14 protein-coding genes and 1 other RNA gene are annotated in these 13,686 nt (G+C 64.2%); 4 read left to right on the top strand and 11 right to left on the bottom strand.

Annotated elements, in window-relative coordinates:
* Position 1: 1 nt before the first annotated feature.
* Both greB and STE01S_RS05150 read left to right on the top strand, forming a co-directional pair.
* Positions 2-484: a transcription elongation factor GreB gene (gene greB / locus STE01S_RS05145; protein WP_003050287.1), complete on the top strand. Its 483-nt coding sequence runs from the start codon at positions 2-4 to the stop codon at positions 482-484.
* Between the two features lie 89 nt (positions 485-573).
* The gene (locus STE01S_RS05150) at positions 574-1,203 is read left to right on the top strand and encodes a hypothetical protein (protein WP_062765527.1); all 630 of its coding nucleotides are present in this window, start codon (positions 574-576) and stop codon (positions 1,201-1,203) included.
* On the opposite strand, the gene STE01S_RS20280 is transcribed toward STE01S_RS05150, so the two are convergent.
* Together STE01S_RS20280 and rnpB are read right to left on the bottom strand one after the other, a co-directional pair.
* On the bottom strand, positions 1,204-1,365 hold the full coding sequence (locus STE01S_RS20280) for a hypothetical protein (protein ID WP_162928206.1): 162 nt from the start codon (positions 1,363-1,365) through the stop codon (positions 1,204-1,206).
* 86 nt (positions 1,366-1,451) lie between these two features.
* An RNA gene (rnpB, locus tag STE01S_RS05155) (RNase P RNA component class A) lies at positions 1,452-1,836 on the bottom strand.
* A 429-nt stretch (positions 1,837-2,265) separates the two neighbouring features.
* On the opposite strand from rnpB, the gene murA reads away from it, so the two are divergent.
* Complete coding sequence (gene murA, locus STE01S_RS05160) at positions 2,266-3,549, top strand: UDP-N-acetylglucosamine 1-carboxyvinyltransferase (RefSeq protein WP_003049268.1); 1,284 nt, start codon at positions 2,266-2,268, stop codon at positions 3,547-3,549.
* On the opposite strand, the gene STE01S_RS05165 is transcribed toward murA, so the two are convergent.
* From STE01S_RS05165 to STE01S_RS05185, 5 genes are all read right to left on the bottom strand, one after another.
* Positions 3,546-4,502, bottom strand: a complete 957-nt coding sequence (locus tag STE01S_RS05165) for a DMT family transporter (RefSeq protein WP_062765530.1) — start codon at positions 4,500-4,502, stop codon at positions 3,546-3,548. The genes murA and STE01S_RS05165 overlap by 4 nt on opposite strands.
* Positions 4,499-5,500: a threonine aldolase family protein gene (locus STE01S_RS05170; RefSeq protein ID WP_062765823.1), complete on the bottom strand. Its 1,002-nt coding sequence runs from the start codon at positions 5,498-5,500 to the stop codon at positions 4,499-4,501. The genes STE01S_RS05165 and STE01S_RS05170 overlap by 4 nt, the downstream gene beginning before the upstream one ends.
* Before the next feature lie 378 nt (positions 5,501-5,878).
* Positions 5,879-6,061 (bottom strand): hypothetical protein, encoded by a 183-nt coding sequence (locus STE01S_RS05175; protein ID WP_062765533.1) that lies wholly within the window; start codon positions 6,059-6,061, stop codon positions 5,879-5,881.
* Positions 6,062-6,164: 103 nt separating this feature from the next.
* On the bottom strand, positions 6,165-6,815 hold the full coding sequence (locus STE01S_RS05180; protein ID WP_058812775.1) for a DUF1345 domain-containing protein: 651 nt from the start codon (positions 6,813-6,815) through the stop codon (positions 6,165-6,167).
* On the bottom strand, positions 6,812-8,029 hold the full coding sequence (locus STE01S_RS05185; protein WP_062765536.1) for an argininosuccinate synthase: 1,218 nt from the start codon (positions 8,027-8,029) through the stop codon (positions 6,812-6,814). Before STE01S_RS05185 ends, STE01S_RS05180 begins: the two co-directional genes overlap by 4 nt.
* A gap of 385 nt (positions 8,030-8,414) precedes the next feature.
* Between STE01S_RS05185 and STE01S_RS05190 the strand changes: the two genes are divergently transcribed.
* On the top strand, positions 8,415-8,621 hold the full coding sequence (locus tag STE01S_RS05190; protein WP_062765539.1) for a hypothetical protein: 207 nt from the start codon (positions 8,415-8,417) through the stop codon (positions 8,619-8,621).
* A 348-nt stretch (positions 8,622-8,969) separates the two neighbouring features.
* Here STE01S_RS05190 and STE01S_RS05195 read toward each other — a convergent pair whose 3' ends face one another.
* From STE01S_RS05195 to STE01S_RS05210, 4 genes are read right to left on the bottom strand one after another with little or no spacing between them, the layout of a single operon-like run.
* Complete coding sequence (locus STE01S_RS05195; protein WP_062765542.1) at positions 8,970-10,205, bottom strand: SAM-dependent methyltransferase; 1,236 nt, start codon at positions 10,203-10,205, stop codon at positions 8,970-8,972.
* Positions 10,206-10,248: 43 nt separating this feature from the next.
* A complete protein-coding gene (locus STE01S_RS05200; RefSeq protein WP_062765545.1) occupies positions 10,249-11,019 on the bottom strand; it encodes a molybdopterin-dependent oxidoreductase in 771 nt (256 codons plus the stop codon).
* Complete coding sequence (locus STE01S_RS05205) at positions 11,016-11,873, bottom strand: cytochrome b/b6 domain-containing protein (RefSeq protein WP_062765548.1); 858 nt, start codon at positions 11,871-11,873, stop codon at positions 11,016-11,018. Before STE01S_RS05205 ends, STE01S_RS05200 begins: the two co-directional genes overlap by 4 nt.
* Before the next feature lie 47 nt (positions 11,874-11,920).
* Positions 11,921-13,624: a class I adenylate-forming enzyme family protein gene (locus STE01S_RS05210; RefSeq protein ID WP_062765551.1), complete on the bottom strand. Its 1,704-nt coding sequence runs from the start codon at positions 13,622-13,624 to the stop codon at positions 11,921-11,923.
* Between the last annotated feature and the right edge of the window lie 62 nt (positions 13,625-13,686).

The raw sequence follows: 13,686 nt of genomic DNA on the forward strand, positions 1-13,686 counted from the left end.
GATGGCGGGGGACAAGACCAATATCATCAGCCCTTCGGGCTTCGCCGCGCTGCGCGCCGAATATGATCTGCTGTTCGCAACCGAACGTCCCAAGCTCGTCGAAACGATCAGCTGGGCCGCCGGCAACGGCGACCGCAGCGAGAATGGCGACTATATCTACGGCCGCAAACGGTTGCGCGAGATCGACCGGCGGCTGTCCTTCCTCGCGCGCCGAATGAAGGCAGCGCGCGTCATCGATCCCGCGGAACAGCCCGACAAAGGCCGCATCTGGTTCGGCGCCACGGTCGAACTCGCGGACGAGGAGGATGCGCGCCGCACCGTCACGCTGGTCGGCGACGATGAGGCGGATGCGGGCGCCGGCCGGATCGGCTGGAACAGTCCGCTCGCCCGGGCGCTGCGCGGCGCGGCGACCGGCGATTTGCGCACGGTCCAACTGCCCGCGGGGCCCAAGGAATGGGAAATCGTCGCCATCGCCTATCCGTAATCGCGGCTCCCGCCGTCTGTGCGCCAGATCACAGCGACACGCGAAAGATCGTGCGAGGATATCCGATCGTCACGCAAGGAGATGGGTCGATGCGGGGAATTATCGTCGTTGCATTGTCGCTGGCGGCAAATGGTACCCAGGCGATGCAGCCGCCGGGCGATGCACAGATCAAGGCTGACCTAAGCCGCGGCGAAGAGCTTGAAACGCGCATCGCGGGCGACCTGAATAGCGATGGCGTCGACGACATCGCCTATATCGTCCGCGGTGACGACAAAAGGACATTGCGCGTTCGCCTGGCCGACAAGGGCAAGATCGATTTCGGCCATGCGCCGCTGGGCATGCTCGACCTCGACGCCTATCCGCTCGGCGCGGCGGAGATGTCGGTCGCGAAGGGCGTTCTGGTGGTCAAGGACCTGACCGGCGGAACGACCGCGACGACGGCGACCTATCGCTTTCGACTCGACCCGGAGGCTGGGCGGATGAAGCTCATCGGCCTCGATGCGACGATGTATAGCCGCACCTTCGCGCACGACGGCAGCGAACTGAGCTGGAATCTGCTGACCGGCGACGTCATCACCTCCACGCTCAAGCTAAGCGGGTCAGGCGAAAATGCGTCCTATCAAAAAACGGGACTCAAGCGTTTTCGCCGCCCGATCCGCGTCTATTGGATGGAAGAAGCGCCCAGCGGCGACGATGCGTTCGACGCAGCGGCGAAATGACTATTGCCCCTGCCCCATCAGCGCCGGGATAATCCACACTATCGACAGCACGATTACCGCCAGAAACAGTGAAATCGCAAGGACATAGCGCACGCCATGACCTTTGACGCCGCTGCTGGCTTCTTCGTCGGTCACTTCGACATGGTCGTCGACGACTTTCATGCTTCGTCTCCCTTCAGACTGTCTGCATCCAACGCGGGGCTGGACAGCGCGGTTCCCGCGCGCGGGGCGCGCGGGGATGGGAGAGTGAAGCCAGAGGGTCTGTAAGCCGGGTTCTGTCCACCCCGTTGCCGGGGATGGGCGATCATTCCTCTAGGCGGCCGGTTGCCCGGACGCTCAAGCAGTCAACCCGGACGGCGGGACCGGAACCAGCCCTGAGTCACCTCTTGCCATCCCTATTCGACCTTGCTCCCGGTGGGGTTTGCCGTGCCGCGTCCGTTGCCGTCCGCGCGGTGCGCTCTTACCGCACCCTTTCACCTTTCGCCGGGCCGAAGCCATTGGCGGTCTGCTCTCTGTGGCACTTTCCCTTGCTCCGGTTGCCCGAAGCCGCCGGACGTTATCCGGCACCGTGGTTTCCGTGGAGCCCGGACTTTCCTCCCCCGCTTGCGCGGCGGCGATCGCCCGACCCTCTGGCCTCATGCGGTTATAGCGCGAACGAGCGCCGATTGCGAGCGATTGCGCGAACGGCGAAAACGGGGTGGGGGAACGGACTTCGCCGCTAACCGCTTCGTGTTCCCCGGCGAAGGCCGGGGTCCAGGGCTTTACGGCACCGACGTCAGCGTTCGACGCTCTGGACCCCGGCTTTCGCCGGGGAGCGCATCAACGTCGGACGAATTAGAATATCCTCCCTGTCGCGCAGCGATGGGGAGGGGGACCGTCGCCGTAGGCGATGGTGGAGGGGCTGCGACGGCGCGCCATTAGCCCCTCCGTCAGCGCTTCGCGCTGCCACCTCCCCATGGCTACGCCACAGGGAGGATCGAAAGACCACAATCGGTCGCAACCAGCCTTCCTGCCCTTACCGCATCCGCTTGCACGCACCCACGCATCCGCTAAAGACGCCCGATGGATCAGATCGTCATTCGCGGCGGCCAGCGACTCAAGGGCCGTATCCCCATCTCGGGCGCCAAGAACGCCGCGCTCACCCTTCTACCCTGTGCGCTGCTGACCGACGAGCCGCTGACCCTGCGCAACCTGCCGCGGCTCGCCGACGTCGACGGCTTCGGGCATCTGCTCAACCAGCTCGGCTGTTCGACGACGATCGAAGGATCGCGGCCCGAAGATTTCGGCCGCGTGATGACCGCGCGCGCGACGACGCTCACCTCGACCGTCGCGCCCTATGACATCGTCCGCAAGATGCGCGCGTCGATCCTCGTGCTCGGCCCGCTGCTGGCGCGCGCGGGCGAAGCCACCGTGTCGCTGCCGGGTGGCTGCGCCATCGGCAATCGCCCGATCGACCTGCATCTGAAAGCGCTGGAGGCTTTCGGCGCCGAGATCGAACTCGCGTCGGGCTATGTGAAGGCCGTCGCCCCCGGCGGGCGCCTTGCCGGCGGCAAGTTCACCTTCCCCGTCGTGTCGGTCGGTGCGACCGAAAATGCGGTGATGGCGGCAGTTCTCGCCAAGGGCACCTGTGTTCTCGAAAACGCCGCGCGCGAGCCCGAGATCGTCGATCTGTGCAACTGCCTGGTCGCGATGGGCGCGCATATCGACGGCATCGGGACCGAAACGCTGACGATCGAAGGCGTCGACCGTCTGCATGGCGCGACCTATCGCGTGATGGCCGACCGCATCGAGGCGGGCAGCTACGCCTGCGCCGCGGTGATCACCCAAGGCGATGTCGAACTGGTCGGCGCCAAGGCGGACGAGATGGAAGCGACGCTCGCCGCGCTCCGCGAAGCCGGCGCGACGGTCGAGACGACCAAGGCCGGGATCCGCGTCGCGATGGACGGCCGCGCCGAACCCGTGACACTATCGACCGCGCCCTACCCCGGCTTCGCCACCGACATGCAGGCGCAGTTCATGGCGATGGCGACACTCGGTACCGGCGCCTCGCTGTTTACAGAGACGATCTTCGAAAACCGCTACATGCACGTCCCCGAACTCGCGCGCATGGGCTGCGACATCCAGGTCAAGGGCCGCACCGCGATCGTCCGCGGCGTCGATCATCTGGTCGGCGCGCCGGTGATGGCGACCGACCTGCGCGCATCGATGAGCCTGATCATCGCGGGGCTGGCGGCGCAGGGCCAGACCGAGGTCAACCGCGTCTACCACCTCGACCGCGGCTATGAGCGGCTGGAGGAAAAGCTGCAGGCGGTCGGCGCCGATATCGAGCGGATCAGCGCGGGCTAGTCGCTCTCGACCGGCATCGACACCATATTGCCGCTGACGGAGGGTTTGGCAGGCCGTTTCGCGACCGCTATCACCAGTCCGACAAGCGCGACCGCGCCGCCCGCGATCGACAGCGGCGCCCAGTGATACCCCTCAAGCGCGGTCGAAAAGCCCATCGCGATGATCGGGATCAGCACGCTCGACCAGGCCGCCTGGCCCGGCCCCACCGCGCGGATGACGCCGAAATAGAGCGGGAAAGTAACGGCGCTCGCAATGACGCCGAGATAGAGGACGCCGCCGATATAGGCCGGCGTCGCCTCGATGCGCGGCGGACCGGTGGTGATCCACGCAAAGGCGCCGTCGGCAAGCGCGCCGAACAGCATGGCCCACGCGATCATCACGATCATCGACTGCGCGCGCGCGAAATGCGTCCCCTGCATCACATTGGAAACCGAGGCGCTGAGCACCCCCGACAGGGTGAGCGCGGTTCCGATCAGCACGGCGTGCGCGTCGAGCGCGGCGGCGCGATATTCGTGCAGGATCATCATCGCCACCCCGCCGATCGCAATCCCCGCCCCCGCCAGAAAACGCGCCTCGATCGGTGTGCGGAGGAACAGGCGGCCAAGCAGCGTGTTGGGAACGATCAGCAACGCGAACAGCACCGCCACCAGCCCCGACGTGATATGCTGCTCGGCGCGGTAGACGAAATTGAAGTTGAAGGCGAATTGCGCGACGCCGAGCAAGGCCGCGAACGCCAGCGCGCGCGAACCCGGCGTCAATCGCTCGCGGCGGACGACGGCAAAGGCGAACATCGCCGCCGCCGCAACCGCGAAACGATAAGTGACCGACCAGCTCGGCGGTACGACGCCAAGCTGCCCCTTGATGACGATCCAGGTCGATCCCCAGATCAGCGTTACCAGCGCAAAGGGAAGCAGGACGCGCGGGCTGAGCAGCGACGCCGAAGGTGCGGTCATAGCGCCGCGATCGCAGCGGCGAGCGGCGCCACCGCGGCGGCATCCTGGTCCCAGCTGGTGACAAGACGCGCGGCGCCCTCGCCCCAATCGTAAAAATCGAAACCCCGGGCGCGCAGGTCGGCCGCTTCTTCGGCGCTCAGCCGCACGAATAGTTCGTTTGCCTCGACGGGGTGCATCAGCCGGCCGCCGCACGCCTGCGCGAGCGCCTGCGCGCCGGCATTGGCGGCGCGCGCATTGGCGAGCCACAGATCGTCCTTCAGCATCGCGCGGATCTGCGCGGCGACGAAGCGTCCCTTGCTGAGCAGATGTCCGCCGCGCTTCTTGAGCTCGCGAACGCCCGCACCGCCGCTGCCACCAAAGAAAACCAGCGCCTCGGCCATCATCGCGCCATTTTTGGTGAAACCGAATGACAGCGCATCGACTCCCGCGCGCCACGTCACATCGGCGGGCGAACAGCCGGCGAAGGCGACCGCATTGGCGAAACGCGCGCCGTCCATATGCAGCTTCATGCCGTTGGCCCGCGCAATTTCGCTAATTTCGCGCACTTCGTCCGGCCGCCACGCCAAGCCATATTCGGTGGCGTTGGTGATGCTGATCGCGGCGGGCTGCACCTGATGCACATCCTTGCGGATGCCGCCGATCCGCGCCTTCAGCGCCTCGGCGTCGATCTTCGCACCCGCGCCCGGCAGCGTCATCAGCTTGGCGCCGCCCGAATAGAAGGTCGGCGCACCGCATTCGTCGACTTCGATATGCGCCTCTTCATAGCAGAGGATACCCTGCCACGGCCGTACGAAATGGGCGAGGATGATGCTGTTCGCCGCGGTGCCGGTCGCAATCCACACCACCTCGCAAGAGGTTTCGAACAGGTCGGAAAAGGCCGCGTCGAGCGACTGGCTGATCGCGTCGCCGTCATAGGCGGTGTCGACATGATTGGCGGCGGCAAGCGCCTCCATTACGGCGGGGTGGACGGCGGCGGCATTGTCCGAAAAAAAGCGCATGGCGGTCATGACGTCGCCCTTAGCGCAGGATGTGACGTCATGCTAAGCCGTTATTTGTGAAATTCAGTGCCATTCGTTCGCGAAATCGAGACAATATCCTTTCCAAAGGAAGTTAGGGGCAGGACCCATTGATTCCACGATCGAGGCGTCGAAATGGCGAAGACATCGGGTTCGGGCGGGTGCAGCGGGTAGCATCGCTACCCGCAAGGCCGCGCGGGCCCGAGATCGAAGCCATTTCGACGTCCCTGCGGGATTTGACCGATTTTGCCCATGGCGTCGTCAAAAAGCCTTGAAATATATCCATATTCCTACACCTTTTCTCCTCGCCCTGAGCAAAATCGCTTCAAACCTCGATCGCGGAATTAATGGGTCCTGACCCTAATGGCGCCGGCGATAGATTTTGCGGCCCAGCGAGCGCGACCAGCGCACATAATAGGCACCGGGCAATAGCAGGCGCGTGGCGATGCCATGCGTCGTTATGATCAGGGCCAGACGTGGCAGCCAGATGAGGCAGGGTATCCATTCGTGCCGGGCGGAATCATTGGCGGGCGGCGCATCCATATGCTGTTCTCCGAGTCCGCCCCATTTCCGCAAATTAGCATAAGCCGGGGAGAATGGAGACCGGAAACGCCGCGTCGCGCGACCATCGGCCCGGCAATCCGGTTCAACCGCCGCTGAGACTGTTTATCGTGAAAGCGATGACGCCGATGTTGAAGACGAAAGCGGCAAAGCTCTGGACCAGTGCGATGCGGCGCCAATGCGGGCTGTGGATCTCCACATCGCTCGTCTGGAAGGTCATTCCCAGCGTGTAGGCGAAATAGGCGAAATCCCAATATCCGGGCTGGCGCTCGCCGGGAAAGTCGATGCCGCCGCGATACTCGCCCTTGCGATCGGGCGCGTAGAACAGATGCGCATAGTGCAGCGCGAACACCATGTTGAAGAACAGCCAGGCGACGAGCAGCGTGCCGAGCACCAAAATCTTCTGCCAGAGCAGCGGCGCGTCGGCGCGGCCATGGAGAATGAAGCCGACGCCGAACAGCACAAGCATCAGCACTGCGACGGTGATCGCGAGCGAGATGAGCTGATCGGGATCGTTGCGCTCGGCCTGTTCGCGGATCGCGCCATTGCCGTCGCGGAACAGCGGTACCAGCGTTGCGAAGAAGACCAGCGCCGCGGCGACGAAGCCGAGCAGCGCCGCCTCGGGCCAGGCGAAGCGCAGATGAAAGAGCGGTATGTCGGCGAGCAGGACGGTGAACAGCACAAAGCGCCACGGCACCCGGGCCTGCCGGATCGCCGTCTTGCCCGTCTGCGTCACCGATCGCGCTTCGCGAGCAGCTTGAGGCGCAGCGCGTTCAGCTTGATGAAGCCCGCCGCATCCTTCTGGTCATAGGCGCCGGCATCATCCTCGAACGTCACATGCGCTTCGCTGTAGAGGCTGTTCGGCGACTTGCGGCCGACGACGCTGGCATTGCCCTTGTAGAGCTTCAGGCGGACGGTGCCGCTCACCTTTTCCTGGCTGTGGTCGATCGCCGCCTGCAGCATCTCGCGCTCGGGCGCGAACCAGAAGCCATTGTAGATGAGCTCGGCATATTTCGGCATCAGCTCGTCCTTGAGATGCGCCGCGCCGCGATCGAGCGTGATGCTTTCGATCCCGCGATGCGCCCGGGCATAGATTTCGCCGCCCGGCGTTTCGTACATACCGCGCGACTTCATGCCGACGAAGCGGTTTTCGACGAGGTCGAGGCGGCCGATGCCATGCTTGCGGCCGAGGTCGTTAAGCGCCGCGAGCAGCGTCGCGGGCGACATCGCCTGACCGTTGAGCGCGACGCCATCGCCGCGTTCGAAATCGATCGTGATATATTCTGGCGCGTCGGGTGCATCCTCGGGATTCACGGTGCGCGAATAGACGTAATCGGGCGTTTCCTGCCACGGATCCTCGAGCACCTTGCCTTCCGAGGACGTGTGCAGCAGGTTCGCGTCGGTCGAGAAGGGGCTTTCGCCGCGCTTGTCCTTGGGCACCGGAATCTGGTTCTTTTCGGCGAAGTCGATGAGCGCGGTGCGGCTCGTCAGATCCCATTCGCGCCACGGCGCGATCACCTTGATGTCGGGGTTGAGCGCGTAGCAGGACAGCTCGAAGCGCACCTGGTCATTGCCCTTGCCCGTCGCGCCGTGCGCCACCGCGTCGGCGCCGGTTTCGCGGGCGATTTCGACCAGCCGCTTTGAAATCAGCGGGCGCGCGATCGACGTGCCGAGCAGATAATCGCCTTCATAACGCGCGTTGGCGCGCATCATCGGGAAAACGAAGTCGCGCACGAATTCCTCGCGCACATCGTCGATGTAGATATGCTCTGGCTTGATCCCCATCAGCTCGGCCTTGGCCCGCGCCGGTTCGAGTTCCTCACCCTGTCCCAGATCGGCGGTGAAGGTCACCACCTCGCACCCATAGGTGACCTGCAGCCATTTCAGAATGACGCTGGTGTCGAGTCCCCCCGAATAGGCAAGGACGACGCGCTTGATGGACTCGGACATGGCAGTACCTTCTGGCGGGAAATGACGCGGGCGCGGCTAGCAGGCCTGCCGACGCGGCGCAACGGCCCGATCGGAAAAAGAGACGGAAAACTGCGAAACTTCACGCGCAAATCATAGTCGCGCAGCCGCGCGCGGCTTCAACGGCGGCCTAAACGCGACAAGAGAACCCGTGCGCAGGGTCAAAATACCTCCTTCTTCGCTTTGAGGGCGGCCGCGTCGAAGCGGCCAAGCGACCAATCTGGGTGGACACAAACGGCATAAGCAGGAGGCTAGCGCGGCCCGGTTTTGTAGGACAGCGATTTGCTGGGATGAAATGGCGGCGTCCGACTGATTGCGGACCTCGCGAATCCAAATTATATGACCAATTGAAGGAGCTTAAGGTCCCATGATCCAGACGGCGCTTGATCGGCTGTCGATTGCCCTCGCCGGGGCGGTTCTGGGCTTGCTGCTGGCCGAGTATGGTTATGGCGTCCAAGGATTAGAGAAGCCTGAGAACCTCGCTTATGGCGCACTTGTTCTTACTCTAGGAGCGCTTGGAATTGTCAGGATGACAGCGGCCAAGACCCCTATGCATAACTCTGAAACCCAGTGAACCAGAGTTCGCTTCCAAACCTATATCAGCCGTTCCCTGCTTATTTGGACGGAATCACTTCTAAAGACCAATTGTAGAAATCTACTTCATCGTCATCCCGGACTTGATCCGGGATCCATTATTCCGACGCTGAGTGAATGGATCCCGAATCAAGTCCGGGATGACGACTGAGGTGGAGCCCAGCATCTATATGTGTTCCCCGGCGAAGGCCGGGGTCTAGGGCTTTACGGCACCGACGTCAGCGTTCGACGCCCTAGACCCCGGCTTTCGCCGGGGAACACGAAGCGGTGAGCGGCGAAGTCCCCTTCCACCCCGAAGCACAAGCCTGCCGCCTTTCACATCGCGAGGCTAAAGATAATGCCCCTCGGCTTCAGCCATATAGTCGCGGGTCAGCGGCAGGGCGTGGCGGCTGCGGGCGAACTGGATCTGGTAATTGCCCATCCCGCCGCTTTCGAAGGCCGCGGTGGCGCCGGCCAGGTAGAAGGTCCACATGCGATAGAAACGTTCGTCCATCATGGCGACGATCTCGTCGCGATGCGCCAGCGTGCGCGCATACCATTGGCGCAGCGTAAGCGCATAATGCAGCCGCAGCGTTTCGACGTCGGTGGCGATCAGCCGGCTCTTTTCGCTCGCCGCGACCGTTTCGCTGAGCGCGGGGATATAGCCGCCGGGGAAGATATATTTGCGCGTGAAGGCGTCGGTCGCGCCGGGTTTACCGAAACGGCCGATGGTGTGGAGCAGCATCACGCCGTCGGCGGTCATCAGATTGGCGCAGGCGCGAAAGAAGGTTTCGAAATTGGCGGCGCCGACATGTTCGAACATGCCCACCGACACGATCCGGTCGAAACCCCCGACCTCGCGCTCGGCAAGGTCGCGATAGTCGATCAGTTCGAAGCGCACCCGGTCGGCCACACCCGCCGCCGTGGCGCGTTCGCGGGCGAGCGCGAGCTGTTCTTCGGACAGGGTGATCCCCAGCACCTCGACCCGTTCGAGCTGCGCGAGGGCGATCGCCATGCCGCCCCATCCGCAGCCGATGTCGAGCACGCGCTGCCCCGGCGCGAGCGCCAGCTTGGCCGCGATATGCGCCTTTTTCGCCGCCTGAGCCTCCTCCAGCGTCATGTCGGGGCGCGGCCAATAGGCGCAGCTATATTGCATGTCGCTGTCGAGGAAGAGGCGGTAGAGATCGTTGCCGATGTCGTAATGATGCGCGACATTCGCGCGCGACGAGCGCCGGCGATTGATCGAATTAAGCCGCGTCTTCACCCCCTCGATCCATTCGCCGAGCGCGGTCTTGTCCTTGAGCTTTGCGCCGCGGTCCCACGGCGTGTTCGCGCGCAGCAGGCCGATCAGCTCCATGATATCGCCCTGCACGATCTCCATCTCGCCGTCCATGAAGGCTTCGGCGGCGCCGAGCCGCGGATCGAGGATGATGCGGCGCATCCCCTTTCGCGTGGTAAAACGCACCGTCACTTCGGGATAGCCGGCGGCTGGCGCGCCGAAGCTTTCGCTGCTCCCGTCCGGCGACAGGACGGTCAGCTGGCCGTGACGGATGACGCGGGCCAGGAACGGGCGGAGAATGGACATGGGTGCGACCTTTTTTTGCGTCTTGCCTGCCCCCTGCGGCCCCCTAAATACCCGCATACCATTCATAATCAATGCGGTCTTCCCAGAAGCCGCCCTTCCCCGCCCCCACCTTGTCGAGGCTGGCGACCGCTTCGATGCCGGTAAGATATTTGGCATGTTTGTAGCCGAGCTGCCGCTCGATCCGCAGCCGCAACGGCGCGCCGTTGGCGATCGGCAATACCGATCCGTTGAGCGCCCACGCAAGGATCGTTTGCGGATGAAGCGCATCGACCATGTCGCAGCTTTCATAATAAGCCGCGCCGCCTATCCGGTCGGCACAATGAAAGACGATATAGCGCGCTGCATCGCGCACCCCTGCCGCTGCCAACACCTGGCGCAGTTGCGGCCCCATCCATTCGGCGATCGCGCTCCAGCCCTCGACGCAGTCGTGGCGGGTGATCTGCCGACGTTGCGGCATCGCCCGCAAATCGGCGAGCGACAGCGACAAGGGCCGCGCGACCAGCCCCGATATGCGGACGCGCCAGCCGGCAAAGCCGTTCGCGGCGTGCGCGGCATAGTCGGCCCCTTCGGGCAGGCGGGTGCCGTTGGCGCGAAAGACGGGCGACAGGTCGGCGCGGCCAAATTCGGGGGCGAGCGCATCGCGATCCGTCAGCGCCCGCTGGCTGGCGCGGTTCATCTCCTCGCCCATCGACAGGATCTTGCGCACTGCGGGCGCCTCGTTGACCCGATCGCACGCAGCGAGCAGCGGCAGCGCGGCCGCCATACCGCCCGCGCGGACGATCAGTTCGCGTCGCGGCAGGATCAGGCCGGTCATGCGTTTTCTCCCACGCGAGGCTTGTCGGCCGGCAGACGGAACCAGCCCGTAAGCATCGAGCGCAGTTCGTTGACCGGCCCGGCGAGCAGCACCATCGCGATATGGACGAGGAAGAAGGCGACGAGCGCCCAGGCCAGGATGAAATGGATCGAGCGCGCCGACTGGCGCCCGCCGAACAGGTCGAGCAGCCACGGCGCCGCGGCATTCATCCCCGGCGACATCGTCAGCCCGGTCGCGATCATCAGCGGCAGCAGCACGAAGATCACGCCGATATAGCTGAGCTTTTGCAGGATATTGTACCGCGCCGCCGCTTCGCCCGTCGGAAAGCGCAGCCGGGCGTGATCCTTGATATCCTGCCAAATATGCCCCGGCGACCATTCGGGGCGCCGGACGTGCAGATCCTTGCGCAAATGCCCCCCGATCACGGTCCACAGCATATAGAGCGTCAGGCTGATCGCCAGCACCCAGGCGAAGAAGAGGTGCCAGCGCCGCCCGTCGGCAAGGCTGTAGCTGGTGGGAATCGTCGCCCAGCCCGGAAAGGCCCAGGTCTTCGTCGCGCCATTGGCGTCGGTCCAGCGGCCAAGCACACCCGTCGTGTCGATCTCGACCGCGGCAATGCGGAGGTAGCCGCGATTCGCCTTCGACCCGATCGACAGCCACGGCTGGTCGTAGTTTGCGCCATATTGCCCCCAGTAGAGGCGCGGGTGCGCGTTGAAGATCATCAGCCCGCTCATCAGCATGACGAGCAGCGTCCCGGCGTTGATCCAGTGCCAAAGCCGCGTCGGCAGCCGATGGCGATAGACGCGCGGCGGCGGGGCGGCCGCGGGGGCGACGGGGGACTGGTCCTCTTCCATATCCCTCATTCGCTCCCGCTCCCTCTCCGGTTACGCCGTCGTTGCGATCATGCCGCGGGCTGAGCCGCAAATTCCTCGCGATATTTGTTGCGCAGGCTGACCTTGTCGATCTTTTCGCTGCCCAGCTTCGGCAGCGCATCGGTTGCCATCCAGATGCGATAGGGCACCTTGAACGCCGCCAGCCGCTCCTGCAGGAAGGCCGTCAGTTCGTTTGCATCGACGCTGCTCTCGGGTTTCAGCCACACGACAGCGCCGACCACTTCGCCCAGCCGCTCGTCGGGCAGGCCGAACACCGCGCATTCGTTGACGTCGGCATGTTCGTAGATCGCCGCCTCGACCTCCTGACAGCTGATATTCTCGCCGCCGCGGATGATGATGTCCTTCTTGCGATCGACGATGAACAGATAGCCGTCGGCATCAAGATAGCCGAGGTCGCCGGTGCGGAAATAGCCATTGTCGAAAAAGGCCGCCTTGGTCGCCGCCGGATTGTTCCAATAGCCTTCGAAATTGCAGATCGACCGGATGCATACTTCGCCGACCTGTCCCTGCGCGAGCGCCGCGCCATTGTCGTCGAGGATCGCAAGATCGACGAGCGGTTTCGACGCCGGGCCGGTCGAAAGCGGCTTTTCGACGTAATTTTCGTTGATGATGCCGCAGCCCACGGCGTTGGTTTCGGTAAGGCCATAGCCGAGCAGCGGCTTGCCCTCGCCCATTTCGGTCGCCAGGCGCTTCACATGTTCGGGCGGGCGCGGCGCCCCGCCGCCGGCGTAGCTTTTGCACGTCGACAGATCGTAATTCTTGCGGTTCGGATGGACGAGAATCTCGTAGCTCATCAGCGGCACGCCGACGAAATAATTGACCTGTTCGTCCTGGATCAGCCGCATCGCCTCTTCGGCATTCCACTTCGGCATCAGCACAAGCTTCCGGCCGAGCGCGAAGCTTTGCAGGAACACGGGGATTTCGGCGGTGACGTGGAACAGCGGGGTGCAGATCAGCGTCGCGGGCTGAATATCGGACATCTGCCCGTCTTCGGTCAGAAGATGGACGATGCTCGCGGTCTGGGTGACATAGTTGAAGATCGCCTGCACCACCGAACGGTGACGCGAATAGGCGCCCTTCGATTGACCCGTCGAACCCGAGGTGAAGAGAATCGTCGCCAGATCGTCACCCGTCAGCGCGGGCAATGCGGTGTCGGCGCTGCCGCTGACCGGCGCGATCGCTTCGTCGATCGGGCGCGTGATGTCGAGCGTCACGACCTTGGCGCTGTGCGCCACGCCGGGTTCGGCCAGCCGCGCCGCGCGCTGCGGATCGGCGATCACCAGCTTCGCCTCCGCATCCTCGATCCCCGCCGCCAGCTCGCCGCCCTGCCACCAGCCGTTGAGCAGCGTCGCGCAGCCGCCCGCGAGCAGGATGCCGAGGTAGCTGACGCACCAGGCATTGGCATTGCGCATCGCCAGCCCGACACGGTCGCCGCGCGCGACGCCGTGCGTTTCGATCAGTCCCGCCGCAACTTTCCGCGCGGCGGCATAGACCTGTTTGAAGCTCAGCCGTTCATCGCCTTCGACCAGAAAAATGGCGTCGCCATGCTGCGCACAAAAAAACGCAACATAGTCGCCCAGATTAGTCGGCGCATTGGTGATGAAGGGCAGCGAACGCCCGTCCTTTTCGATGGATCCGACCTGGATCGGCCCGCCGGGGCCGGTGATCAGTTCATATGCGGCGTCCAGGCGCAGATCGAGCGCGGATGGCATCCTGTATCTCTCCTCTTGGTCTCGTGGCGCTTACCCCTTATGGGGAAGCCCTCTCCTGGGGA

The organism is Sphingopyxis terrae subsp. terrae NBRC 15098 (assembly GCF_001598815.1).
In the GTDB taxonomy this organism is placed as follows: domain Bacteria; phylum Pseudomonadota; class Alphaproteobacteria; order Sphingomonadales; family Sphingomonadaceae; genus Sphingopyxis; species Sphingopyxis terrae.